Below are 21,741 nucleotides of genomic sequence, written 5' to 3'. Positions count from 1 at the left end.
TTTGTCAGCGAACGCGCTTGTCGCTGCGGAATCGGCTGGATAAATCGAGTTGCAGATAAGTCGTCGCCTCCGTGATCCTGCACATCCAGTTCGCGAGCAATCGTGTCAGGTCATGGGCGTCCAGGCGAGAGATGATCGTTCCTGCATCCTCGAATACAAGCGGTCCCGATGTCGGGTATTCCTGTCGATCGATTCGCGCCGGACCTCGACCCGGCTGCAGCCTGGAAGGCGTGGACGGAGCACCTCGCACCGATCTTCGACGTGCGCCCGGTGCCGGAGACGCATGCCGGCCCGGAGATCGGGATGCGCAGCTACAATCTCGGTTCGATCCTTGTCGGAGAGGTCTCGGCTCCCGCCCAGATGCTCGAGCGGAGCGGTCGCATGGCAGCGCGCCAGGGCGTCGACCATGTCCTGATCCAGCTCTACCGGCGCGGCACCGGCGTGGTACGGACGGACCGGGCGGAGGTCGAGATCGGCCCGTCCGACTTCGTCATCTACGACCTGGCTCAGCCGGTCGCCATCACGTCGTCGGCGGTGACGGCGACGAACATCCTCGTGCCCCGGGTCGTGCTCGGCGACCGCGCCGCGCACATCGACAGCCTGCACGGCAGCGTGTTCGGCACCGCGAGCGACCGGGTCGCGCAGATCTTCGGCTCCTACCTGTCCGAGGTGGTGGCCCATTGCGGCGACCTGACGATCCAGCGCGCGGCGGGCCTCGCCCAGGCGGCGGCCTCGCTCTGTGCCACCGCACTCCCGAATCCCTCGGGGGATGCCGCCGTCACGGAGCGCCGCATCGGTCTCGCCGTCCGGACGTTCATCCAGGACAACCTGGGCTCCCCGGATCTGGGACCGGAGATGATCTGCGCGCGATTCGGCCTGTCGCGGGCGACGCTGTACCGCCAGTTCGCCGCCGATGACGGCGTCCAGAGCTACATCCGCCATTGCCGCCTGGCCCAGGCGATGCGGCTGCTGACGGCCCCGCCCGATGGCGGGCGGCCGCGGATCTCGAGCGTAGCCTACGCGACGGGCTTCTCGGACGAGAGAAGCTTCAGCCGTGCCTTCAAGCGGCGCTACGGCTGCCTGCCGCGCGACGTGGCCGTGCGCCGGGTGGTCGAGCCGCTTCGATCCGGGGCCGGCCACCAGCTCGGCGAGTGGGTCCAGCGGCTGGGGCTCTGACGGCGGGCCCGGCGCCGTGGAGGCCGCATGCGCCCCGGCGGCTCCCCGGTTGCCCTTCCCGGCCGGATCATGCACGCCACTGGTCCGGCATCGCCGTCGGGGCGGCGCCGCGCGAGGAGGTTCTTCACCCGTGACCCCGGACGAACTCGCCGGCACGCTCGATTTCCTGCGGCGGGCCGAAGCGCTCAAGAGCACCCTGCGCAGCGGCAGGACCGCGTCGGGCCGGCAGGAGAGCACGGCCGAGCATACCTGGCGGCTCTGCCTGATGGCGATGGTGCTGACCGACGGCGTCGACGGGATCGACGCCAACAAGCTCCTCCGGATGTGCCTCGTCCACGACCTCGGCGAGGCGATCGGCGGCGACATCCCGGCGACCGACCCCCGCGCGGCGGATAAGGGCCCCCAGGAACGCCGGGACCTCCTCGCCCTCACGGCGACCCTGCCGCCGGCGCGCCGGGACGAGATCCTGGGCCTGTGGGAGGAGTACGAGGCCGGCACCTCGCCGGAAGCGATCCTGGCCAAGGGCTTCGACAAGCTGGAGACGATCCTCCAGCACAACCAGGGCCGCAACCCGCCGGACTTCGACTACGCCTTCAACCTCGCCTACGGTGCCAGGCACACCGCCCGCCACCCGCTGACGGCGGCGATCCGCGCCGTGCTCGACGAGGGGACGCGGGCGCGGATGGTGCCGCGCGGGGAGGGCGGCGCGGCACCGGCCGGCCCGCCCGCCGGGGGCTGAAGAGGTTTTTCAGGCTCGACGCATGGCGACGATCCCCGCCGTGCGAGCCCTGACCTCGGGCGACGCGATGCAGGTCGCCACGGCCTCGTAGCCCCGCCCGCCCGGGTGCGGCACGGCGAGCAGGGGTGGGCCGTGGTTGGCCGGGCAGAGGATGACGATCTCCTGCGGTGCGAGGGCATCGAGGTCGAGGATGGCCGAGGACCGCGTCATCAGCACGAGGGCGCGCTTGTCCGTTCCCCGGGCGCGCAGATGCGCCATCAGGGCAACCTGCGTCGCCGCGCTCAAGCCTTCCTCCACCATGTCGATCACGAGCGATGCGGGGGCGTCGGCTTCCAGTGCGACGACGAGCGCGGTCAAGGCCTCCGACCTGTCCGCCCCGTCCTCGACGAGCCACGCCAACCGGTGCTCGACCCGTCCTGCGAGGGACCCGTCCTCCGCCAGGCGTCGGGCTACCGTGGAATCGTGCAGGCGGTCGAGGCCCAGGAAGGCGGCGTTGGGCAGGGCGGCCGCCAGATGTCGCGCGAAGCGGGTCTTGCCGCTGCCGAGCGGCCCGGTGAGGAAGGCGAGACGGGGCAGGTCGGGAAGGGCGAACCACTCGCCGTCCCACGGCCAGGGCAACGGGAAGCCGATCGGCAGGGGGGCGCTCTCGGCCAATGTCCGCGTCACCGCCGCGAGCGTCGGAACGCAGCCCCGTGCGAGATCCGCGCGCAGCGACCGCAGGCGGGCGAGGGTGGCGGCTACGCGCTGGCCGGCCTCGCTCAGGCGGGCCTCATGAGCCGCGAGGCCGGCATCCAGATCGCGCGGTTCCCCGTCGAGCACGCGGGCCACCTGAGCGAGACTCAAGCCGAGACGGCGTAGGCCGACGATCTCGGCTGCCCGTGCCATCGCGGCCGCGTCGTAGCAGCGCCAGCCCGTGCGCGTCCGGTCGGGCGCGAGCAGCCCGTGCTGCTCGTAGAGGCGCAGGGCCTTGGCGGAGACGCCGAGCGTGGCGCTGGCCTGCGCAGGCGTGAGGCAACGGGGCGGCGGTTTTCGCGACGGGGTCATGGCTCACCTCGGTGGGTCGAACCTGTCCTCCCTCGGACCGGCCGCAGGGGCCGGGTCAAGGGCCTTTTCGACCGGCCCGCTCCTGTGCCGTCGGCCGGCTCGGTCCGACCGGCGGACGGGCTATCCCGCCCGGGACGCGGCGATCGCCGCCGCGAGGCCGACCGTCGGGCTGGTGAGGGGGCGGCTCTCCGGGGGAAGCAGGCCTGCGGCGCCGGCCATTGAGGCCTGCGCCAGGGCGACCTGTGCCGCGCCGCCCGCCCGTGCGGCGTCGGCGGCGCGGGCGACCAGCGCCCGGTAGCGGTCGGCATCGCCCGCCTTGAACGCCTCCCAGGCCCGCGGGACCACCTCGACGGCGATCTCCGCTCCCGTCGCCCGGGCGGCGGCCTCGAACAGGCGCCGGGTCGGCTCGACCGTGGTCTCGACGGCGCAGAGCACCACCACCCGGCCGCCCTGCCTCACCGCCTCGGCGGCAAGCGCCGCATCGACCCGCAGGACCGGCACCGCCGCGTCGGACGCTGCATCCTCCGCGGCCGGTCCCAGGGTCGAGCAGGTGAGGAGCACCGCATCGGCCTCCGCGGCCAGATCCCGCAGCAGCGCCGCGGTCTCGGCGGCGATGGCCGGCGTGAGCCGGCCTTCGCGTTCGGCGGCGGTGAGGAGGTCGGCGCGCACGTGATGGTGAAGGGTGAGTCCGGTCAGGCCGGTCTCCTGCAACGCCGCGTCGAAGACGGCGACGTTGCTGGCGATCGTGTGAAGGCAGGCGATGCGGGGCATGGGAGGCGATCCGGCTACGGCCCGACTGGTCTAACCGCCGAGCCGAGTGCGGCAAAGCCTCGGACGCGGAGAACCGCGCCCCGATCTTCCGGCCAGTGCGATTCCAAGCGGACTTGCGTTGGCAGGCCGACGCTTCGCCCGCTTGGGTTCTTGTTTCATCGCAGATTTCGCCGAACCGGCAGCCGTTTCGGCGAAATCTGCCTAGAAGCATCCCCGGGAAAGCCGGCGTCCGTACGGATCGTCAACGCCGCGCGGGGGGGGAAGCCGTAATAGCTCGGCTTGCCGATGCCGAAGGGCGAGCCGACATAGGTGGGATCGCCCGGCGCGTTGGTCGGCACGAAGACCTGGCAGCCGGGATCGCCCCGCGTCGTCGGCGACGCGTCGCTGTCGCCGCGGGGGAAGTAGCGCGGCGGCGGGACGGGACCGGGCATGGCCCGCGGTGCGGGCCAGTATCCGGGCTCCGGCATGTCGGCCGCGCCCGCCGGCCCGGCCAAGCCGAAGGCGACCACGCCCGCGACCAGCCCCACGCCATACCGCATAAGCCCGCCCCCACTCCGATCTTGCCGGACCGAGCCTTGGCGGAACATGGTTAAGGTGACGTTTCCGTCAGGTCACGGCCTCGGTCCGGGCCTGGAGCACGTGCACCAGGTCGGCGGGCTTGACCCGCACCTGCAACCCGCGCTGGCCGCCATTGACGAAGATGTCGGAGAAGCCGAGCGCGGCCGCGTCGACCAGGGTGGGCACCGCTCGTTTCTGTCCGAGCGGGCTGATGCCGCCGACATGGTAGCCGGTCAGCCGCTCGGCTTCGGCCGGGCGCATCATCGCGGCCGACTTGCCGGCGAAGGCGGCGGCAAGCTTCTTCAGCGACACCTCCCGGTCGGAGGGCACCAGCACGCAGACCGGCTTGCCGTCGACCGCCGCCATCAGGGTCTTGAACACCTCGCCCGGCGGGACGCCCATCGCCTCCGCCGCCTGGAGGCCGATGCGGGTCGCCTCCGGGTCGTACGCGTAGGCGTGGACGGTATGGGGGATGCCGGCGCGGGTGAGGGCCTGGGTGGCACGGGTGGTCTTCGACATCGGGGCAATCCGGGCCCTTTCAGGCGCCGGGGAAGCTCCGGGCGATCAGCCGGCCCACCTCGGCATGCACGGCGTCGCGCGCGGCGGGCTCGGCCGGCGATCCGGTGAGATACACCGCGGCGAGGATCGGCGCACCGTCCGGCCGGTGGATCAGCGCCACCACGTTGGCGGTGCCGTTGTCGCCGGTGCCGGTCTTGTCGGCCGTGCGCCACCCGTCCGGCAGGCCGGCGCGCAGGCGCTTCAGGCCGGTCGTGCTCTCGTGCATCCATCCGGTGAGCCGGGCGCGCGACTCCGCCGAGAGGGCCCGGCCGAGGAGGATGGTGTCGAGGAGGCCGACCATGGCTGCCGGGCTCGTCGTGTCGCGCGGGTCGCCGGGGATCGCGGTGTTGAGGGTCGGCTCGGTGCGGTCGAGCCGGGTGACGGTGTCGCCGTGGGCGCGGGCGAAGGCGGTGATGCCCGCCGGCCCCCCGAGCGTCTCGAGCATCAGGTTGGCGGCGGTGTTGTCGCTCCACACCACGGCGGCGGCGCAGAGTTCCGCCAGCGTCATGCCGGTCTCGACATGCTTGGCGGTGACCGGGGCATAGCTGAGGAGGGCGTCGCGGGTGTAGCCGATCCGCCGGTTGAGGTCGTCCTGGCCCTTGTCGGCCCGGGCCAGCACCGCGGCGGCGGCGACCGCCTTGAAGGTGCTGCATAGCGGGAAGCGGTCGTCGGCCCGGTGGCCGAAGCGCCGGCCGGTGGCGGTGTCGCGCACCTCGACCCCGAGCATGCCGCCGTCGCGCCGCTCCAGCTGCGCGAGCCTGGCGGCGGCATCCTCCGCGGCCTCGGCGCTCCGGACGGCGCAGGCGGCGAGCGCCGCGCCGATCAGGGCAGCGCGGCGGGTGAGGCCGGGCTGGAGGGCGGCGTGAGACATGGGCGGGCTCCCTACGCGCGGTTCGTCAGGGATGCTCCTGTGCGACCCGACCTTGGCGATATCGCGCTGAGGCCGTGGCCGGATCGGGGCGCCCGCCTCCGTTTCACGGGAAACATCCTTAACCGCAAGGATGCCTCCCGGCGATCCGGATCGGGCGCCGCCGGCCTCAATGCGAGCGCGGCGAATGCCCCTTGCGATCGGGATCGTGGGTATGGTGCCGGTCGTGCTCACCGCCGCCGCCCGAGACGTGGGAGCGGCTGTCGCTGGTGGCCGCGCCCAGGTTCGGTCCGTCCTTGGCCGTGGGATCGGGCCGGCCGGGAGCTTGGTGGCTGCTGCCGGGGCCGCCATGGTGGCGGTTGGCGGCGTCGGTCTTGTGCGAGGTGCTCATGCGGTCACCGATCCTGCTGATGGCCCTGGTGGGTGGTGTTCACCTTCGAGTTCCCGGCTTGTCCGATCTTGTCCGGATCCCTGGCCTGGCCCGCGCTCTTGGCTCCGGCCTCGGTCGGGGCGCGCTCGGCGCTGCCGGGGCCCTTGTCCGAGCGGTTGGCCGGCGGGACGGGGGGCGGTGACGCGGTCATGGCGATCTCCCTGTCGGATGGCGGCGGAGCGTTCGGAACCCTCGCCGATGAGGGCGACCAACGTCGGCGGCCTGCCGGCGTTCCGTGCCGGTCCGGCCTCTTCGGATACTTTGTCACAGTATGAGTATCCGAGGCGAACCGGCGATGGCGAAGGGCGTTGGCCGCAGACACCAGATACCCCGACAGGAAGGAGCCCCCCGATGGCCGAGGACGTCCGTTCGCTCTACGTGACCGCCCTGAAGAACACCCACGCCCTCGAATTGCAGGCGCTCCAGATCATGGAGCGGCAGGTCGAGCGGCTGGAGCGCTATCCCGACATGGAGGCGGCTTTGCGCCGCCACATCACCGAGACGCACGGCCAGCGCGACCGCCTCGACGAGGCGCTGGCGGCGATGTCCGAGAGCCCCTCGACCCTGAAGGAGGGCGTGCTCGGCTTCATGGGCAACATGGCGGCGCTCGCCCACACGCCGGCCCAGGACGAGATCCTGAAGAACGCCTTCGCCAACCGCGCCTTCGAGAACTACGAGGCGGCGGCCTACGACGCGCTGATCACCCTGGCGGAGGCCGCGGGCGAGAGCGCCCGGCTGCCGGCCTTCGAGATGTCCTTGAAGGAAGAGCTGGCGATGGCGCAAAAGATGGCCGACCTCGTGCGGCCGACGACCCGGCGCTATCTCGAACTGACGCTCGGCGGCGGCAAGGCGGATCGCTGAGGTTCGAGAGATGTTCACTCAGCGGTCTCGTATCACTCTTCCATCCACACCCTCATCCTGAGGTGCCGCGTAGCGGCCTCGAAGGAGGGTTCCGGGAGCCTCCGAGATTCCTGGAGCCCTCCTTCGCGGTCAGTCGATCGCAGACCGACTGACACTTCAGAGCCTGTTTGAGCAGGATTTCTACCCAATATTTGAGGCAGGCGGGATCATCCTACCCACTAACCTCATCCTGAGGTGCGAACGAAGTGAGCCTCGAAGGAGGGCTCCAGGGATCGCAGAGGCTTCTGGAGCCCTCCTTCGAGGCCGCTACGCGGCACCTCAGGATGAGGTGGAAGGGTAGGATATCTCCTGATTCTCCTCAGTTTTCGTCAAATCACGCTGCTCAAACAGGCTCTCAGGATGAGAGTGTGGGTAGGATAAAGCGACCACGCGCGTAAAAGTAGATCGTCAGAGCCGGAATAACCCGCCCTGGCCGACGATCCGGCCGGGATCGGCCCCCGCCGCCCGCAAGGACGCCCACAGGGTGACGGCGATGGAATCGTAGACCGGGATGCCGAGTTCGGCCTCCAGCGCCTCGACCATCGCCGCCCCGGCCATGTTGGTGCAGACGATCGCGATCGCCTCGGCGCCCTCGGCCGCCACCGCCCGGGCCATCGCGGCGACCTCCGAATCCGGCACCTCCGCGAAGGAGAAGTTGTCGGACAGGCCGCAATGCCGCTCGGCCGTGCAGTCGAACCCGGCCGCCGCCCAATTGGCCTGGATCCTCGCCTGCACGTCGCCGGTATAGGGCGTGACGAGGCCGACCCGCCGGATGCCGGCGCGCGTGAAGGCCTCGCGGAAGCCGAGCACGGCGGTCGCCGCCGGGATGCCGGTGGCCTCGGTGATCCGGGCGCACAGGGCCTCGTCGCGGGGAAAGCCCAGCCAGGCCGCCGAGGTGCCGTTCCAGGCGATCGCATCCACCTTGGCGTCGGCGAGGAGCCCCGCCGCGTTCAGGATCGGCGCCTCGTCGAACTGCCCGAGCCCCGCCGCCGACAGGGTGATTGCGGTGACGCGAAAGCGCGCGAAATGCGCGGTGATGTCGGGCGTGTCGTGGAGAAGGTCCGCGGTCGCCGGCTCGAGCCGGGTGTTCGAGGACGGGGTCAGCATCCCGAGCCGGATCATGCCGCGGCCTTCCGGCTCGATTCCTCGCGGATCATCGTGAGCACTCGGCGCTTCATGTCGTTGAAGTCCGGGCTCGTCACGTCCCGCGGCCGGGGGAGGTCGAAGGGGATGAACTCGCGGATGCGCCCCGGGCGCCGGCTCATCACGGCGATGCGGTTGCCCAGCACCAGGGCCTCGTCGACCGAATGGGTGACGAAGACGACCGTGGCGCCGACCCTCTGCCAGATCGTCACCAGCTCCTCCTGCATCTCGATCTTGGTCTGGGCGTCGAGGGCCGCGAAGGGCTCGTCCATCAGGATCACCGCCGGGTTCATCAGGAGCGCCCGGGCGATGCCGACCCGCTGGCTCATGCCGCCCGACAGCTCCGCCGGGTAGTGCCGCTCGAAGCCGGTGAGCCCGACGAGGTCGATAAAGGTCTTCGCCCGCTCGTGCCGCTCGGGTTTCGCCATCCCCTTCAGCTTGAGGTGGAAGGCGACGTTGTCGATCACGGTGAGCCAGGGCATCAGCGTCGGCTGCTGGAACACCACGCCGCGATCGGCGCCTGGCCGCTCGACCCGCCGTCCCGCGACGCGAACCTCGCCGGAGGTCGGCGCCTCGAAGCCGGCGATCATGTTGAGCAGGGTGGACTTGCCGCAGCCCGAGGGCCCGAGCAGGCAGACGAACTCGCCGGCCTCGATCGTGGCCCGGGTGCGGTCCACCGCCACGAGGTCGCGCCCGTCGCGGTCGCGAAACACTTTCTGGACGTCGGCGAGGTCGATCGCGCTCATGGGAGTCTCCGCAGGGAAGGCTATCGCATTCACAGATCTCGGTCTGATCGCTCTCACCCTTTGAAAGTAGCGCGACTCCCCTCCCCCTTGTGGGGAGGGGCAGGGGGTGGGGGTGGTGCCGCGTCAAGCGCAAGGCTTCTCCGGCACCACCCCCACCCCTAACCCCTCCCCACAGGGGGGAGGGGAAAGCGCATTCCTTTTCAATCGGTTAGATCTCAGAAGAGAAATGTGAATCCGATAGGCGTGGAAGGGGAGGGGCGGCTCACCGCCCCTGCACCGTCGTGCCCTTCTGCCAGTGCAGCACCGAGGCCATCAGCGCCTTGAGGCCGAGATCGGACAGGTAGCCGAGGAGCCCGATCGAGATCATCGCGGCGAGCACGATGTCGTAGCGCAGGAAGTAGTAGGAATCCCACAGGACGTAGCCGAGCCCGCTCTTCACCGCGACCATCTCGGCGGTCACCGTCAGCATCCAGGCCGAGCCGATGGCGATGCGAAGCCCGGAAAAGATCGACGGCAGGGCGGCCGGCAGCACGATGTCGGTGAGGAGCTGGCGCTCGGAGGCGCCCATCATCGCGCCGGCCCGGATCAGGTTGCGGTCGACCCCGCGCACGCCGTGGATCGTGTTCATCAGGACGGGGAAGAACGCGCCGAGGAAGACCAGGAAGATCGCCGGCTTGTCGGCGATGCCGAACCAGATGATGGCGAGCGGAATCCACGAGACCGGCGGGATCGGCCGCAGCATCTGCAAGGTCGGCTCGACGGTGCGCTCGACGAGCCGCCACCAGCCGATCGCGACCCCGATCAGAACCGCCGAGAGCGCCGCGATGGCGTAGCCGGCCGCGACCCGGGTCAGGCTCGCCAGTGCATCCGGCACCCAGTGGCCGGAATAGGTCTGGGTGCTCTCGTCGATCCCGAAGAGCCAGTCGCCCAGCGCGTGCAGCACGGCGGTGGGGGCGGGCAGGAGCGCCGCCGGCAGGGCGCCGGAGCGGGCGAAGGCCTCCCAGCCGGCGACGAGGAGGAGCGGCAGGGCCGCCCGCTCGGCGAAGGCGACGAGGCGCCGGGGCAGCCGGCGGGCGGGGGCCGCGGGCGCGAGCGGCGCGGTCTCAGTAGCCGAGGCCATCGCGGGTCTTCTTGGTGGCGGCCTCCAGGAACGAGAAGTCCATGTGCTTCTCGACATCCGCCGAGACGTCGCGGCTGATGTACTTCAAGTCACGCATCATCGCCGCGATGGCGAGTGTCTTGCCCCGGTGCATCCGGTAGTCGGGCTCGGCGTTCTGGATCGCCGCGGCGGCGACCTCCTTCGACAGGCCGGTCTTCTGGTTGATGACGTCGACCCAGACCCCCTTGTCGGCCTTGAGCGTCTCGACCAGGGCCACGTCGGCATCGACCACCGCCTGCACGCCGGCCCTGTTCTTGGCGATCACGTCCGAGCGGGTGACGATCAGGTTGGTCAGGTTGCCGGCCGCCTGGTCGTAGGGCAGCACGAAGCGCTCCGCGGCGCCGGCCATGCGGATCTGCGAGGCGAAGGGCTCGACCGAGCAGACCATGTCGATCTCGCCCCGCTGCATCGCCGCGAGGTGGTCGGACGGGTTCGGGATGTTGACGAACTGCACGTCCTTGTTCGGATTGATGCCCTGCTTGAGGAAGGCGCCGCGCATGTGGATGTCCTGCGCGTTGCCGCGGGAGGCCGCGACCTTGAGCGGGGTGCCCGCCGCCTTCGCCTTCTCCACCGCCGCCTTGAACCCGGCCCAGTCGTCGGCCTTCAGGTTCAGCGCCTTAGCGGAGAGGCATTCCGAGCCGCCATTCACCTCGCCGGCGACCGCCACGATGTCGAAGCCTTTGTCGAGGGCGGTGACGTAGTGGAGGTAGGTGACCTGCGCGACATCGAGGCTTTTCGCGATGAGCGCCGTCAGCACGTCGTTGCCGGAATTGAAGCCGGTGGCATCGATCGTCGCGCCCTTGGCCAGCCCCGGCAGCAGGGCGACCGGCAGGCAATGGGCGCATTTGGCGTAACCCACCTTCACCGGCGCATCCTGGGCGGCGGCCGGCGCGAGGAATCCGGGCGAGACGGACCAGAGGGCGGCGGCCAGCAGGGGGCCGAGATGGCGGCGCATGATCGGTGACCTCGCTGTGCGGGAGCGCCGGAGGCGGTCCGGGCGATGAGGTGGCTCTCGAGGAGCGGGCGACGCCGGGAAGCGCCGCGGGATCAGGGTGTGACGGGCTCGGGCGAGGCGCAACGCATTTTTCGTGCTCTGCATGCAATTGATGCCAAATGCCGATGCAGGCAGCAGAATTGCCTGGAATTGATGCGCCCGCTGCCGGCCGGAGCGGCTATGGTCCAGCCTCGACGATGATGGAGAGGACAGGCATGGACCCGGTCCGGCGCCCGCCCCGGCGCTCCCCTGGACGCCCGCGCAAACCCGTGCTGCTGGAGGCCGCCGCCCTCTCGCCGCGGCGCGGCCTGCACGACCAGGCGGTGGAGCGCCTGCGCGGGCTGATCGTGGCGGGCACGCTGCCGCCCGGCGGCGCGCTGGTCGAGACCGATCTGTCGGTGGCGCTCGGCATCTCGCGCACGCCGTTGCGCGAGGCGCTGAAGCTCCTCGCCGTCGAGGGGCTGGTGGAGCTGCGCCCCAACCGCTCGCCCCGGGTGGCCGAGTTGCACGCGCAGGCCGTGACCGAGCTGTTCGAGGCCATCGCCGCCATCGAGCGGGCGGCGGCGGAGCTGGCGGCCGCGCGCATCACCCCCGCCGAGCTGGAGCGGCTGCGCCGGCTGCAAGTCGAGATGGAGGCGCATCACGCCGCCGGGGCGCTCGCCCCCTATTTCGCCCTCAACCAGCAGATCCACGCGCTGATCGTCGCCTGCGCCCGCAACGGTCCGTTGCGGGAGGCGCACGAGGCCCTGCACGCCCGGGCCGAGATCGCCCGCCGCCGGGCCCTCGACAGCCGGGCACGCTGGGACGAATCGGTCGCCGAGCACCGGGCGATCCTGGCCGCCTTCGAGACCGGCGACGCGGCGGGCGCGGGCCGGCTGCTCGCCGACCATGTCGGCCATACCGGCACGGCCCTGCTCGCCGGCCTCGCCCGGCCGGATGCCGCCTGACCTTGGAAAGAATCCCGATGCGCCTGCTGCTTCTCAACCCCAATACCAGCCGCGACGTGACCGAGCTGATGCGCGCCACCGGCACTGCCGCCGCCGCTCCCGGCACCGAGATCCTCGCCCTGACGGCGCCGCGGGGCGTGCCCTACATCGCGACCCGGGCCGAGGCGCAGATCGGCGGCGCCATCGCGCTGGAGATGCTGGCCGAGGCGCCGCCGGTCGATGCCGCGATCATCGCGGCCTTCGGCGATCCGGGCCTGTTCGGCGCCCGCGAGCTGTTCGATCATCCCGTGATCGGCCTCGCCGAGGCGGCGATGCTGTCGGCCTGCCTGCTCGGCCGCCGGTTCGGCCTCGTCACCTTCGCCCGCGCCCTGGTGCCCTGGTACGAGGAAACCGTCGCCGCGCACGGGTTGGGCCAGCGCTGCGCCGGCGTGCGGGCGCTGGAGGGCCGCTTCGGGACCCTGTCGGGCGTCCAGGAGGAGAAGGAGGCGCAGCTGATCGACCTCGCGCACGCGGCGGTCGAGGAGGACGGCGCCGACGTGCTGATCTTCGCCGGCGCGCCGCTGTCGGGCCTCGGCGCCCGGGTGCGCGACCGTCTGCCGGTGCCGGTGGTCGATCAGGTGGTGGCGGCGGTCAAGCTCGCCGAGGCCATCGTCGCGCAGGCGCCCCGCAAGGCCACGGCCGGCACCTTCCGCCGGCCGGACGCGAAGCCGAGCAGCGGTCTCGCGCCGGCCCTGGCGGCGCGGATCGGACGGGCGGATTGATACGAAATCCGGAAGATCACTTCCGGATTTCGTATCAAAGCCCGCGCGGTGAAGCCGTAGGCTTCACACACCTGAGCGAAGCCGAAATCCGCATTGCGAAGCAATCAATCGGATTTCATATGACCGGGCCCGGGCAGGGTCCGGTGTCTTGACCGATATCTTGGGCGCGGCTGGGTCGTCGGACGGCTCAGCCGCCGCTGCCCGCCTCGTCCTGGCAGCGGATCAGCTTGGTCGCCCCCGCCGCCCGGTCCGGCTCGGCGAGGCGGAACTCGCCGGTCTCGGGGTCGCGGATGCGCAACTGCCCGGTGGCGATGCCGAAATGCGCGCCGTGGAGCCGGAGCTTGCCGCGCTCGACCAGGATCTTCACGCACGGGAAGGTCATCAGGTTGCGCAGGCTGTTCGCCACCGTGGCGAATTCGAGCTGCTCGAGGTAATCGGCCCCCGCGGCTCGTCGCCGAGCGCCTCCGCCGCCGGGCGGATCAGCGAGACCCAGCGGCCGATGAAGTCGCCCGGCGAGAGCGGCGCCGCGTCATCCGCATAGGCGCGCACGCCGCCGCAGCGGGCGTGGCCCAGAACCACGATGTGCTTCACCTTGAGCGCCTGGACGGCGAATTCGAGCGCCGCCGAGGTGCCGTGATACTCGCCGCCGGTCTCGAAGGGCGGGACCAGGTTGGCGACGTTGCGCACCACGAACAGCTCGCCCGGCCGCGCGTCGAAGATCACCTCCGGCGAGACCCGGCTGTCGCAGCAGCTGATGATCAGGATCTCGGGGCTCTGCCCCTCGGCGAGGCTGGCGTAGCGGTCCTGCTCGCGCACGAACCGGTCGTCGAGGAAGGCGCGGTAGCCCTCCGTGAGCGCTTCGGGAAACGGGGTCGCGTCGGCCATGGGTCGCGTTCCTTGATCAAGGGTCTGCGACAGGCTTACGCCGCGCCAGGCCCCCAGGACAACGTCACCACCTCGGGGATCGCCTCGCCGGCCATGAGCCTTTTGGCCAGGGCGGCGAGCCCTTGCGGCTCGACCCGCTCCCCGGTCGCGGCGAGTTCGTCGAGCGGCCACCAGCGGGTGCCGTAGACCGGGTTGTCCTCGGTCTCGGCCAGCCGGCTGGTATCGACGGTGTCGTCGGGCAGCCGGACCACGAAGTAGCGCTCGCGGGCGAAGCGCGGCTTGTTGAACAGGGTGAAGGCGCCGTCGCAGCGCGCGACCTGGGGCCCGAGCGGCGCATCCTTCACGCCGATCTCCTCCTCCAGCTCGCGCCGGCAGGCTTCCTCGGGCGTCTCGCCGGGCTCGATGCCGCCGCCGGGCATGAACCAGAACGTCCGGTCCCCCGGCCGGCCCGGATCGACGTCGCGCGAGGCCTCGTAGGCGATCAGGAGGAGGCGGCCCTTCGGGTCGAGCACCAGGGCGCGGGCGATGTCGCGGGTGGGCATGTCGGTCATGGGGTGGCCTCGTTGAGGGGAAGCGTCCAGATCGCGGCCGGCAGGCCGTGGGCGTCGCGCTCCGGCGGATCGGGATAGGACACCCCGCAGCCCTTGGCGATGGCCCGCGCCACGGTGAGCGCCGCCAGGGCGTCGAGGAGGTCGTCGGGCTTGGCGCCGCGCGGCGGCACGAGGTCCGCCGGCAGGCCGGCGCGGGCGAGGAGGCCGCGCCGCAGGGCCGCGCCCTCGGGCTTGCGCTTCGCGTGGGGCAGGGGCGTGCCGCCGTGGAGGCCCTGGAAGGCGAGTTCCGGATGGACCTCGTAGACCCGCGCCTGCAACCCGGGCCGGGTGCGCAGGAGGGCGTCCGCCTCGCGGATGCGCGGGAAGAGGGCGTTGGCCGGCGGGGAGGGGGCGAAGGGCTGGGTCTCGGGCCGACGCGACAGGGCGATGGCGGCGGTATAGTCGGGCGCGTAGACCACGCTGCGGCATGAGGTCGGGAAGACCGAGGCGCGCCGCGGACCCAGCAGCGCCCGCACCAGGACCTCGGCGGTGCGGCCGCCGGGGCCGACCCGGTCGGGCAGGCCGATCGGGATGTCGACCGCCACGATCGTCGGAGCTTCCGGGGCGTCGCAGATCGCCGCGAGGCTCGGCAGGACCCGGATGCGGATGTCTTCGGAGTCGCCGTCGCTCGGCCCGAAGACCGCGACCCAGCCGCCCGGGCACCCGTCCACCCCCGCGACCCACGTCATGCGCCGTTCCCCGCTCTGGGCGGGATCTAGGGCGGGGAGGGCGGTTGTCGCGAGGCGTGCCTTTGCCGAGATCGTTCTTCCAACCCGCGACCTCATCCTGAGGTGCGAACGGAGTGAGCCTCGAAGGAGGGCTCCAGACATCACTGAGACTTCTGGAGCCCTCCTTCGAGGTCAGCCGATTTTCAATCGGCTAACACCTCAGGATGAGGTTCTGGGTGGGGTAAGACGGCTTGCCGTCGTGGGATGCGTTCACGTCGAGGCCGCGACAGGGCATACGGATCCCGGGCTCCGCATCGCGGCCCCGGGATGACCCTGAGGATGTCAGATTGGCCGGCGGGACAATGCGCGTCACGCCGCCTTGGCGTAGCGCGACTCCGCCAAGTCCTGATGGTCGATCTCCGGCGCCCGGCCGCCGATCAGGTCGGCGAGCAGGCGGCCCGAGCCGCAGGCCATGGTCCAGCCGAGCGTGCCGTGGCCGGTATTGGTGTAGAGGTTGTCGTAGGCCGTGGCGCCGACGATCGGGGTGCCGTCCGGAGTCATCGGGCGCAGGCCCGTCCAGAACTTCGCCTGGGAGACGTCGCCGCCCTGCGGGAAGAGGTCGAGGACCGAGCGCTCGAGCGTCGCCCGGCGCGGGCCTCGCAGGGCGTTGCTGAAGCCGGCGAGTTCCGCCGTGCCGCCGACCCGGATGCGGTCGCCGAGCCGGGTGATCGCCACCTTGAAGGTCTCGTCCATCACGGTCGAGACCGGGGCGGCCTCGGCATTCGTGATCGGCAGGGTCAGGGAATAGCCCTTCACCGGATAGACCGGGATCTCGATGCCGAGCGGCTTCAGCATCATCGGGGTGTAGCTGCCCATGGCGGCGACGTACGTGTCCGCCGTCAGCACCTCGCCGCCGGCGAGGCCCACGCCGGCGATCCGGCCGCCCTCCTGGCGAAGCGAGGTGATCGTCGCGCCGTAGCGGATCGTGACGCCCATGCTCTCGCAGATCACGGCGAGGCGCTGCGTGAAGAGATGCGCGTCGCCGGTCTCGTCGCCCGGCAGGCGCAGGCCGCCCACGAAGGAGCCGGCGACCCGGGCCAGCGCCGGCTCGGCCGCGATGCAGCCGGCGGGGTCCAGCACCTCGTAGGGCACGCCGTACTCGTCGAGCACGCCGGTATCGTCGCCGACATGGTCGAGCTGCTTCTGGGTGCGGAAGAGCTGGAGCGTGCCCTTCTCGCGGTGATCGTAGGTGATGCCGGTCTCGGTGCGCAGGTCGCGCAGCACGTCGCGGCTGTACTCGGCGAGCCGCACCATCCGGCCCTTGTTGCGGCGATACGCATCCTCGGTGCAGTTCGCCAGCATGCGCGCAAGCCAGCCGTAGAGCTTGGGCTCCAGGCTCGGCCACAGCACCAGCGGGCGGTGGCGCATCATCAGCCACTTCATCGCCTTGACCGGGATGCCCGGGGCGGCCCACGGCGCCGAGTAGCCCGGCGAGACCTGGCCGGCATTGGCGAAGCTGGTCTCGAGGCCGGCGCCCGGCTGGCGATCGAGCACCGTGACCTGGTGGCCGGCCTTGGCGAGGTAGTAGGCCGAGGTGATGCCGACCACGCCGCCGCCGAGGATCAGAACGCGCATCGCGAAAAATTCCTTGAGTCGCGCCCTGCGGTGTCCATGCCCGACCCGGCGCCCGGTCGATGTTCAGAGTGTCGCGCAAGGATCGCCGAATTTCCCGCCGGACTGGCGCAGGATCTGCGACTTCATGCTATCACACGGCATGATCTGCGGCTTGACGACAGGATCTTGCGTGATGGCCGGACGGGACGAGATCGACGCGCGCATGCTGCGCGTCCTGCGCGACGACGGGCGCATCAGCAACGCCGATCTCGCCGTCAAGGTCGGCCTGTCGCCCTCGGCCTGCCTGCGCCGCCTGCGGCTGCTCGAACAGAACGGCACCATCCGCGGCTACACCGCCCTGATCGAGGCCGACGAGCGCGAGCATCACATGGTGGTGCTGACCCAGATCACCCTGGAGCGGCAGACCGAGGAATCGCTCAACCGCTTCGAGGCGGCGGTGCGCCGCTGCCCGGAGGTGCGCGACTGCTACCTGATGACCGGCCTGTCCGATTACCTGATGCGGATCGAGGTGGCGGATGCCGGCGATTACGAGCGCCTGCACAAGGAGGTGCTGTCGCGCCTGCCGGGGGTGGCGCGGATCCAGTCGAGCTTCGCGATCCGGACGGTGGTGGGGCGGGGGTAGGGCTTGACGAAATCTCAAAATGAGATACTATTTGCTCTAATGTTCGGTTCGCCATTCGTCCAGTCCAACGCTTTGAGGTGGATGCGCGGCTTCGAGGTCGCAAAGGCTTTAAGCGGGAGATCCCTGACAGGATGCGCGTCATCTCGAACAAGAAGCTTCTTGAATTTGCGGTGGTCCACGCGGCTGCCGCGAAGCCGCTTCAGGCATGGCGCAAGATCATAGAGGCAAATGCGTTTTCGAATTTTGCGGAATTGAAGGCGGTCTTTAATGCAACGGATCGAGTGAAAAGTTTTTACGTATTTGATGTTGGTGGCAACAAATACCGCATCGTCACATCTATTCATTTCAACACACAAAAAATGTTTGTACGGCATGTGTTCACGCATAAGGAGTACGACGCATGGGATGCCTGCCCCTGAGCCGCGACGACGTCGCCACGCTCACCCATCATTTCGAGGTCATCACGCGGCAAGTTCCGCTGCACCCGATCGCCGACGATGAACAGTATGAGGTAGCAGTCGCCGCGATGAACGGCCTCATCGACGCCGGGGCGGGTGACGAAGGCCACGCCTTAGCCCCACTCCTCGGTCTCCTCGGCGAATTCATCGCCGCTTACGAGGATGCCACGTCCCCCCGGCCCGACGCGCCGCCGGCCGAGGTGCTGCGCCTGCTGATGGAGCAGCACGGACTCAAGCAGGGCGACCTGCCAGAGATCGGCAGCCAGGGCGTCGTCTCGGAAATCCTGAGCGGCAAGCGCGAAGTGAACAAGAACCAGATCGCGCGCCTGTCGGAGCGTTTCAGCGTCAGCCCGGCGACGTTCTTCTGAGCCTGCGCTTCACGCGAAATACGCCGGCCACCGCGCCCGGATCTCGTCGCCGAGCGCGATCGACTTCGACAGGTGATCGCGCAGGGCCTCCTGCGCCGCCTCCGGTGTTCCCTCGCCGAGCGCCGCCACGATCCGCCGGTGATCGGCGACGATCTGCTGCGCCTTGCCCTCCACTGGCAGGTGCAGGCGGCGCAGGCGGTCGATATGGCCGCTGCGGCGGCGGATCAGGTCCCACAGGTGGGGGACGGAGGCGGCCTCGCACAGGGTGCGGTGGAAGGCCTCGTCGCTGGCCGAGAGCCGGGCGAAATCGCCCTCCTCGGCGAAGATCGCCTGCTCGGCCACGAAGGCCTGGAGGCGGGCCAGCAGCGCCCGGTCGGGCGCCTGTGCCAGGGTGCGGACCACCTCCTGCTCGACGGCGCGGCGCAGGAACTGCGCCTGGCGGGCGCCCGCGAGATCGATGCGGCTCACCACCGTCGACGATTGCGGGAAGATGTCGACCAGTCCCTCTTCCTGGAGCCGCAGCAGCGCGTCGCGGATCGGGGTGGCGCTCAAGCCGAAGCTCGCTTGCAACTCGGGCCGCGACAGCACCGTGCCGGGCGCGAGATCGAGCGAGACGATCTTCTCCCGGATGAGGTCGAAGACCTGCGGGGCGGCGTGGCGCGAGCGGTCGCGCAGACGCTGCGCACCGGCGAAGACGGCGTTCATGATCGAACTCGAAGGGTGACGACGCGAGGATTGCGGCCCTCGGGCACGAGCCTAGCACGGCCCGATCCCGGTTGACATACTAATGCATTACCATTTTAGTGAAGGGGTCAGGCCAAACACTAACAACCGGCTGGCATGCGCCCGTCGCCGGCGACAGGCGACCTCGGGAGAACGCCCATGATCCACTCGCCCGCACGCCGCGTCTTCGCGGCGGGCCTTCTCGCTGCCGGCGCTGTCCTGTCCGGCCTGGTCCCGGCCCTGGCGCAGCAGAAGAGCGAGATCGCGATCACGCGCCAGCCCGGCATCATCTACCTGCCGACCCACGTCATCGAGAAGCAGGGGCTGATCGAGAAGCACGCCGAGCGGCTGGGCGTGCCCGGCATCAAGACGAAGTGGCTCACCTTCACCGGCGGCGGCAGCCAGACCGACGCGCTGCTCGCCGGCAACGTCGACATCGTCAATACCGGCACCGGCAACCTGCTGCTGCTCTGGGACCGGACGCGGGGCGGGGTGAAGGGCATCGTCGCCACCTCGGCGCTGCCGCTGCTGCTCGTCAGCCGCGACCCGAAGATCAAGACGATCAAGGACATCGCGCCCGGCGACAAGGTCGCGGTGCCGACCGTGAAGGTCTCGACGCAGGCGATCCTCCTGCAGATGGCGGCGGGCGAGGCCTACGGCGCCGACCAGTCCGGCCGGCTCGACGCCAACACCGTGCAGCTCGGCCATCCCGACGCGGCGATCGCGCTCGCCAACCCGACCCACGAGATCAAGACCCATTTCGCGGCGCCGCCGTTCCAGTACGTCGAGTTGCGCAATGTGCCCGGCGCCCACATCGTCGCCCGCTCGCCCGACATCGTCGGCGGGCCGCTGACGCAAGGCCAGTTCTTCACCACCACCAAGTTCGCCGACGCCAACCCGAAGATCGTCCAGGCCGTGCGCGCGGCTTCCGAGGAGGCTCAAGATCTCATCCGCCGGGATACGCGCCAAGCAGTCGAGATCTACCGCGAGGTGACCGGCGACAAGACCAGCGCCGAGGACCTGCTGGGCTACCTGAAGGAACCCGGCATGATGGAGTTCAACCTCCAGCCGCAAGGGACGATGCGGTTCGCCGAGCATCTCGGGCGGATCGGTACCCTGCGAACTAAGCCGAAGGCCTGGACCGACTATTACCTGCCGGTCGCTCACGACCTCAGCGGCAGCTGAGGGGAGGACATAGCATGACCGCCCTCCTCGACGTCCGCGGCGTCACGCTCCGCTACAAGACCCCCAACGTGCTCGTCACCGCGACCGAGCGCGTCAGCTTCCAGGTCGACACCTCCGACCGCTTCGTGCTGCTCGGCCCGTCCGGCTGCGGCAAGTCCACCCTGCTCAAGGCGGTGGGCGGCTACCTGCATCCGAGCGAGGGCGAGATCCGCATCAAGGACCGGGTGGTCAAGGAGCCCGGCGCCGACCGGATGATGGTCTTCCAGGAATTCGATCAGCTCCTGCCCTGGAAGACGGTGCTGGAGAACGTCACCTTCCCGCTCCTCAACGCCCGCAAGATGAGCCGCCGCGAGGCCGAGGAGCGGGCGCGGGCCTATATCGAGAAGGTCGGCCTGACGCGGGCCATCGACAGCTATCCCCACACCCTCTCGGGCGGCATGAAGCAGCGCGTCGCCATCGCCCGCGGCATGGCGATGGAGCCCGACATCCTGCTGATGGACGAGCCCTTCGCGGCCCTCGACGCGCTCACCCGGCGCACCTGCCAGGACGAGCTGCTGCAGCTCTGGGAGGAGACCAAGTTCACGGTGCTGTTCGTCACCCATTCGATCGCCGAGGCGATCAAGATCGGCAACCGCATCCTGCTGCTCTCGCCCCATCCGGGCCGGGTCAAGGCCGAGGTGCGCGACGTCGACAAGGTCTCGGCCCAGGACGGCAGCGCCGGCCAGCTCGAACAGCAGATCCACGACCTGCTGTTTTCCGACGAACCCGCGCATCACTGATCGCCCGTCGAGGAGGCAACCCATGAGCACCACGGCGAGCACCACGACGGGCACCCCAACGCGCCCCGCCATGCCGGCCCGCATCATCATGAGCGAGGCGGCGCCCGCCGCCGACGGCGCGGTCGAGCGCCAGCTCGGCACCGCGGAGATCCTGTGGAACTCGGGCTTCGTCCGCAAGACCGTGATCATCGTCGTGCTGGCGCTGGTCTGGGAGGTCTATGCCCGGATCCTCGACAACCCGCTCCTGTTCCCGACCTTCTCCGACACCGTCACGACGCTCTACGACCAGACGATCGACGGCACGATCCCGAGCCGGGCGTTGTCGTCGATCAAGGTGCTGCTGATGGGCTACGTCGCCGGCATCCTGCTCGCCGCGACGCTGACCATGCTGGCGATCTCGACCCGCATCGGCACCGACTTCCTCGAGACGATGACGGCGATGTTCAATCCCCTGCCGGCCATCGCGCTGCTACCGCTGGCGCTGATCTGGTTCGGCCTCGGCAACGGCAGCCTGGTCTTCGTGCTGGTCCACTCGGTGCTGTGGGCGGTGGCGCTCAACACCCATTCGGGCTTCCGCGGCGTGTCGAACACGCTCAGGATGGTCGGGCGCAATTACGGTCTCAAGGGGCTCCCCTACGTCAGCAAGATCTTGATCCCGGCGGCCTTCCCGTCGATCCTCACCGGCCTCAAGATCGGCTGGGCCTTTGCCTGGCGCACGCTCATCGCGGCGGAACTGGTCTTCGGCGTGTCGTCGGGGGCGGGGGGACTGGGGTGGTTCATCTTCGAGAACCGCAACCTCCTCGACATACCGGCGGTGTTCGCGGGCTTGCTCACCGTGATCATCATCGGCCTCGTGGTCGAGAACCTGATCTTCCGCACGCTGGAGCGGCGGACGGTGCAGAAATGGGGCTTGCAGCACTGAGTTCCCAACCCTCCCCCCTCTGCGGGGGAGGGTGCCCGGCGGAGCCGGGCGGGAGAGGGGACGCCGCTTCCGGAAAGGTCGCGACCCTCATGAAGGGCGCCACCTGGAACAG

Annotated in this window: 26 protein-coding genes and 1 pseudogene; 11 read left to right on the top strand and 16 right to left on the bottom strand. The window is 70.2% G+C overall.

All coding sequences use genetic code 11. From position 1 onward, the window contains the following. Positions 1-168 precede the first annotated feature (168 nt). Positions 169-1,176 (top strand): helix-turn-helix domain-containing protein, encoded by a 1,008-nt coding sequence (locus tag F1D61_RS18145; RefSeq protein WP_203153062.1) that lies wholly within the window; start codon positions 169-171, stop codon positions 1,174-1,176. Between the two features lie 130 nt (positions 1,177-1,306). Continuing rightward, on the top strand, positions 1,307-1,915 hold the full coding sequence (locus F1D61_RS18140; protein ID WP_203153061.1) for an HD domain-containing protein: 609 nt from the start codon (positions 1,307-1,309) through the stop codon (positions 1,913-1,915). A gap of 9 nt (positions 1,916-1,924) precedes the next feature. Here F1D61_RS18140 and F1D61_RS18135 read toward each other — a convergent pair whose 3' ends face one another. The 7 genes from F1D61_RS18135 to F1D61_RS18105 all read right to left on the bottom strand — a co-directional run bounded on the left by F1D61_RS18135 (position 1,925) and on the right by F1D61_RS18105 (position 6,295). Next, positions 1,925-2,959, bottom strand: a complete 1,035-nt coding sequence (locus tag F1D61_RS18135) for a MerR family transcriptional regulator (RefSeq protein ID WP_203153060.1) — start codon at positions 2,957-2,959, stop codon at positions 1,925-1,927. A 120-nt stretch (positions 2,960-3,079) separates the two neighbouring features. After that, entirely contained in the window at positions 3,080-3,730 is a 651-nt protein-coding gene (locus F1D61_RS18130; RefSeq protein ID WP_203153059.1) for an aspartate/glutamate racemase family protein, read from the bottom strand. A 155-nt stretch (positions 3,731-3,885) separates the two neighbouring features. Next, entirely contained in the window at positions 3,886-4,257 is a 372-nt protein-coding gene (locus tag F1D61_RS18125) for a hypothetical protein (RefSeq protein WP_432443150.1), read from the bottom strand. A 79-nt stretch (positions 4,258-4,336) separates the two neighbouring features. Continuing rightward, complete coding sequence (gene ybaK / locus F1D61_RS18120) at positions 4,337-4,807, bottom strand: Cys-tRNA(Pro) deacylase (protein ID WP_203153058.1); 471 nt, start codon at positions 4,805-4,807, stop codon at positions 4,337-4,339. A gap of 19 nt (positions 4,808-4,826) precedes the next feature. Further along, a complete protein-coding gene (gene bla / locus F1D61_RS18115; RefSeq protein WP_203153057.1) occupies positions 4,827-5,717 on the bottom strand; it encodes a class A beta-lactamase in 891 nt (296 codons plus the stop codon). 166 nt (positions 5,718-5,883) lie between these two features. Continuing rightward, complete coding sequence (locus F1D61_RS18110) at positions 5,884-6,105, bottom strand: hypothetical protein (RefSeq protein ID WP_203153056.1); 222 nt, start codon at positions 6,103-6,105, stop codon at positions 5,884-5,886. 4 nt (positions 6,106-6,109) lie between these two features. Beyond that, positions 6,110-6,295 carry a hypothetical protein gene (locus tag F1D61_RS18105; RefSeq protein ID WP_203153055.1) on the bottom strand — a complete coding sequence of 62 codons (186 nt, stop codon included), beginning with the start codon at positions 6,293-6,295 and terminating at the stop codon, positions 6,110-6,112. Between the two features lie 200 nt (positions 6,296-6,495). Here F1D61_RS18105 and F1D61_RS18100 point away from each other — a divergent pair, with 200 nt between their 5' ends. Continuing rightward, on the top strand, positions 6,496-7,005 hold the full coding sequence (locus F1D61_RS18100; protein WP_203153054.1) for a ferritin-like domain-containing protein: 510 nt from the start codon (positions 6,496-6,498) through the stop codon (positions 7,003-7,005). Positions 7,006-7,452: 447 nt separating this feature from the next. Here F1D61_RS18100 and F1D61_RS18095 read toward each other — a convergent pair whose 3' ends face one another. From F1D61_RS18095 to F1D61_RS18080, 4 genes are all read right to left on the bottom strand, one after another. After that, complete coding sequence (locus F1D61_RS18095) at positions 7,453-8,166, bottom strand: maleate cis-trans isomerase family protein (RefSeq protein WP_203153053.1); 714 nt, start codon at positions 8,164-8,166, stop codon at positions 7,453-7,455. Then, entirely contained in the window at positions 8,163-8,933 is a 771-nt protein-coding gene (locus tag F1D61_RS18090) for an ABC transporter ATP-binding protein (protein ID WP_203153052.1), read from the bottom strand. Before F1D61_RS18090 ends, F1D61_RS18095 begins: the two co-directional genes overlap by 4 nt. A 262-nt stretch (positions 8,934-9,195) precedes the next feature. Then, on the bottom strand, positions 9,196-10,053 hold the full coding sequence (locus tag F1D61_RS18085; RefSeq protein ID WP_203153051.1) for an ABC transporter permease: 858 nt from the start codon (positions 10,051-10,053) through the stop codon (positions 9,196-9,198). Beyond that, positions 10,037-11,047, bottom strand: a complete 1,011-nt coding sequence (locus F1D61_RS18080) for an ABC transporter substrate-binding protein (protein ID WP_203153050.1) — start codon at positions 11,045-11,047, stop codon at positions 10,037-10,039. Before F1D61_RS18080 ends, F1D61_RS18085 begins: the two co-directional genes overlap by 17 nt. Positions 11,048-11,301: 254 nt before the next feature. Here F1D61_RS18080 and F1D61_RS18075 point away from each other — a divergent pair, with 254 nt between their 5' ends. Next, positions 11,302-12,033 carry a GntR family transcriptional regulator gene (locus F1D61_RS18075; RefSeq protein WP_203153049.1) on the top strand — a complete coding sequence of 244 codons (732 nt, stop codon included), beginning with the start codon at positions 11,302-11,304 and terminating at the stop codon, positions 12,031-12,033. A gap of 17 nt (positions 12,034-12,050) precedes the next feature. Further along, the gene (locus tag F1D61_RS18070) at positions 12,051-12,794 is read left to right on the top strand and encodes an aspartate/glutamate racemase family protein (RefSeq protein ID WP_203153048.1); all 744 of its coding nucleotides are present in this window, start codon (positions 12,051-12,053) and stop codon (positions 12,792-12,794) included. Positions 12,795-12,981: 187 nt separating this feature from the next. Here F1D61_RS18070 and F1D61_RS18065 read toward each other — a convergent pair. From F1D61_RS18065 to F1D61_RS18050, 4 genes and pseudogenes are all read right to left on the bottom strand, one after another. Continuing rightward, positions 12,982-13,679, bottom strand: a pseudogene (locus F1D61_RS18065) (carbonic anhydrase). Between the two features lie 35 nt (positions 13,680-13,714). Then, entirely contained in the window at positions 13,715-14,230 is a 516-nt protein-coding gene (locus F1D61_RS18060; RefSeq protein WP_203153047.1) for an NUDIX hydrolase, read from the bottom strand. Further along, positions 14,227-14,958 (bottom strand): DUF429 domain-containing protein, encoded by a 732-nt coding sequence (locus F1D61_RS18055; protein WP_203153046.1) that lies wholly within the window; start codon positions 14,956-14,958, stop codon positions 14,227-14,229. The genes F1D61_RS18060 and F1D61_RS18055 overlap by 4 nt, the downstream gene beginning before the upstream one ends. A gap of 348 nt (positions 14,959-15,306) precedes the next feature. Continuing rightward, positions 15,307-16,572, bottom strand: a complete 1,266-nt coding sequence (locus F1D61_RS18050; protein ID WP_203153045.1) for a D-amino acid dehydrogenase — start codon at positions 16,570-16,572, stop codon at positions 15,307-15,309. Positions 16,573-16,744: 172 nt separating this feature from the next. On the opposite strand from F1D61_RS18050, the gene F1D61_RS18045 reads away from it, so the two are divergent. The 3 genes from F1D61_RS18045 to F1D61_RS18035 all read left to right on the top strand — a co-directional run bounded on the left by F1D61_RS18045 (position 16,745) and on the right by F1D61_RS18035 (position 18,020). Beyond that, positions 16,745-17,194 carry an Lrp/AsnC family transcriptional regulator gene (locus F1D61_RS18045; RefSeq protein WP_203153044.1) on the top strand — a complete coding sequence of 150 codons (450 nt, stop codon included), beginning with the start codon at positions 16,745-16,747 and terminating at the stop codon, positions 17,192-17,194. Positions 17,195-17,325: 131 nt separating this feature from the next. Continuing rightward, positions 17,326-17,613: a type II toxin-antitoxin system HigB family toxin gene (locus F1D61_RS18040; RefSeq protein WP_203153043.1), complete on the top strand. Its 288-nt coding sequence runs from the start codon at positions 17,326-17,328 to the stop codon at positions 17,611-17,613. Continuing rightward, a complete protein-coding gene (locus F1D61_RS18035) occupies positions 17,595-18,020 on the top strand; it encodes a helix-turn-helix domain-containing protein (protein WP_203153042.1) in 426 nt (141 codons plus the stop codon). Before F1D61_RS18040 ends, F1D61_RS18035 begins: the two co-directional genes overlap by 19 nt. A 9-nt stretch (positions 18,021-18,029) precedes the next feature. On the opposite strand, the gene F1D61_RS18030 is transcribed toward F1D61_RS18035, so the two are convergent. Next, positions 18,030-18,725 (bottom strand): GntR family transcriptional regulator, encoded by a 696-nt coding sequence (locus tag F1D61_RS18030; RefSeq protein ID WP_203153041.1) that lies wholly within the window; start codon positions 18,723-18,725, stop codon positions 18,030-18,032. 177 nt (positions 18,726-18,902) lie between these two features. Here F1D61_RS18030 and F1D61_RS18025 point away from each other — a divergent pair, with 177 nt between their 5' ends. The 3 genes from F1D61_RS18025 to F1D61_RS18015 all read left to right on the top strand — a co-directional run bounded on the left by F1D61_RS18025 (position 18,903) and on the right by F1D61_RS18015 (position 21,629). Beyond that, a complete protein-coding gene (locus tag F1D61_RS18025) occupies positions 18,903-19,928 on the top strand; it encodes an ABC transporter substrate-binding protein (protein ID WP_203153040.1) in 1,026 nt (341 codons plus the stop codon). Between the two features lie 14 nt (positions 19,929-19,942). Further along, entirely contained in the window at positions 19,943-20,707 is a 765-nt protein-coding gene (locus F1D61_RS18020; RefSeq protein WP_203153039.1) for an ABC transporter ATP-binding protein, read from the top strand. Between the two features lie 70 nt (positions 20,708-20,777). After that, positions 20,778-21,629 (top strand): ABC transporter permease, encoded by an 852-nt coding sequence (locus tag F1D61_RS18015; protein ID WP_203159135.1) that lies wholly within the window; start codon positions 20,778-20,780, stop codon positions 21,627-21,629. Positions 21,630-21,741: the final 112 nt, after the last annotated feature.

The sequence above is a fragment of the Methylobacterium aquaticum genome (genome assembly GCF_016804325.1).
GTDB lineage: Bacteria > Pseudomonadota > Alphaproteobacteria > Rhizobiales > Beijerinckiaceae > Methylobacterium > Methylobacterium aquaticum_C.
This window is presented reverse-complemented; position numbering and strand designations above follow the sequence as displayed.

Bases quoted from the DNA above. Each gene is read 5' to 3' on its own strand.
- F1D61_RS18145 (WP_203153062.1), top strand. From the start codon at position 169: ATGTCGGGTATTCCTGTCGATCGATTCGCGCCGGACCTCGACCCGGCT.
- F1D61_RS18135 (WP_203153060.1), bottom strand. From the start codon at position 2,959: ATGACCCCGTCGCGAAAACCGCCGCCCCGTTGCCTCACGCCTGCGCAG.
- F1D61_RS18130 (WP_203153059.1), bottom strand. From the start codon at position 3,730: ATGCCCCGCATCGCCTGCCTTCACACGATCGCCAGCAACGTCGCCGTC.
- ybaK (WP_203153058.1), bottom strand. From the start codon at position 4,807: ATGTCGAAGACCACCCGTGCCACCCAGGCCCTCACCCGCGCCGGCATC.
- bla (WP_203153057.1), bottom strand. From the start codon at position 5,717: ATGTCTCACGCCGCCCTCCAGCCCGGCCTCACCCGCCGCGCTGCCCTG.
- F1D61_RS18110 (WP_203153056.1), bottom strand. From the start codon at position 6,105: ATGAGCACCTCGCACAAGACCGACGCCGCCAACCGCCACCATGGCGGC.
- F1D61_RS18105 (WP_203153055.1), bottom strand. From the start codon at position 6,295: ATGACCGCGTCACCGCCCCCCGTCCCGCCGGCCAACCGCTCGGACAAG.
- F1D61_RS18100 (WP_203153054.1), top strand. From the start codon at position 6,496: ATGGCCGAGGACGTCCGTTCGCTCTACGTGACCGCCCTGAAGAACACC.
- F1D61_RS18095 (WP_203153053.1), bottom strand. From the start codon at position 8,166: ATGATCCGGCTCGGGATGCTGACCCCGTCCTCGAACACCCGGCTCGAG.
- F1D61_RS18090 (WP_203153052.1), bottom strand. From the start codon at position 8,933: ATGAGCGCGATCGACCTCGCCGACGTCCAGAAAGTGTTTCGCGACCGC.
- F1D61_RS18085 (WP_203153051.1), bottom strand. From the start codon at position 10,053: ATGGCCTCGGCTACTGAGACCGCGCCGCTCGCGCCCGCGGCCCCCGCC.
- F1D61_RS18080 (WP_203153050.1), bottom strand. From the start codon at position 11,047: ATGCGCCGCCATCTCGGCCCCCTGCTGGCCGCCGCCCTCTGGTCCGTC.
- F1D61_RS18075 (WP_203153049.1), top strand. From the start codon at position 11,302: ATGGACCCGGTCCGGCGCCCGCCCCGGCGCTCCCCTGGACGCCCGCGC.
- F1D61_RS18070 (WP_203153048.1), top strand. From the start codon at position 12,051: ATGCGCCTGCTGCTTCTCAACCCCAATACCAGCCGCGACGTGACCGAG.
- F1D61_RS18060 (WP_203153047.1), bottom strand. From the start codon at position 14,230: ATGACCGACATGCCCACCCGCGACATCGCCCGCGCCCTGGTGCTCGAC.
- F1D61_RS18055 (WP_203153046.1), bottom strand. From the start codon at position 14,958: ATGACGTGGGTCGCGGGGGTGGACGGGTGCCCGGGCGGCTGGGTCGCG.
- F1D61_RS18050 (WP_203153045.1), bottom strand. From the start codon at position 16,572: ATGCGCGTTCTGATCCTCGGCGGCGGCGTGGTCGGCATCACCTCGGCC.
- F1D61_RS18045 (WP_203153044.1), top strand. From the start codon at position 16,745: ATGGCCGGACGGGACGAGATCGACGCGCGCATGCTGCGCGTCCTGCGC.
- F1D61_RS18040 (WP_203153043.1), top strand. From the start codon at position 17,326: ATGCGCGTCATCTCGAACAAGAAGCTTCTTGAATTTGCGGTGGTCCAC.
- F1D61_RS18035 (WP_203153042.1), top strand. From the start codon at position 17,595: ATGGGATGCCTGCCCCTGAGCCGCGACGACGTCGCCACGCTCACCCAT.
- F1D61_RS18030 (WP_203153041.1), bottom strand. From the start codon at position 18,725: ATGAACGCCGTCTTCGCCGGTGCGCAGCGTCTGCGCGACCGCTCGCGC.
- F1D61_RS18025 (WP_203153040.1), top strand. From the start codon at position 18,903: ATGATCCACTCGCCCGCACGCCGCGTCTTCGCGGCGGGCCTTCTCGCT.
- F1D61_RS18020 (WP_203153039.1), top strand. From the start codon at position 19,943: ATGACCGCCCTCCTCGACGTCCGCGGCGTCACGCTCCGCTACAAGACC.
- F1D61_RS18015 (WP_203159135.1), top strand. From the start codon at position 20,778: ATGCCGGCCCGCATCATCATGAGCGAGGCGGCGCCCGCCGCCGACGGC.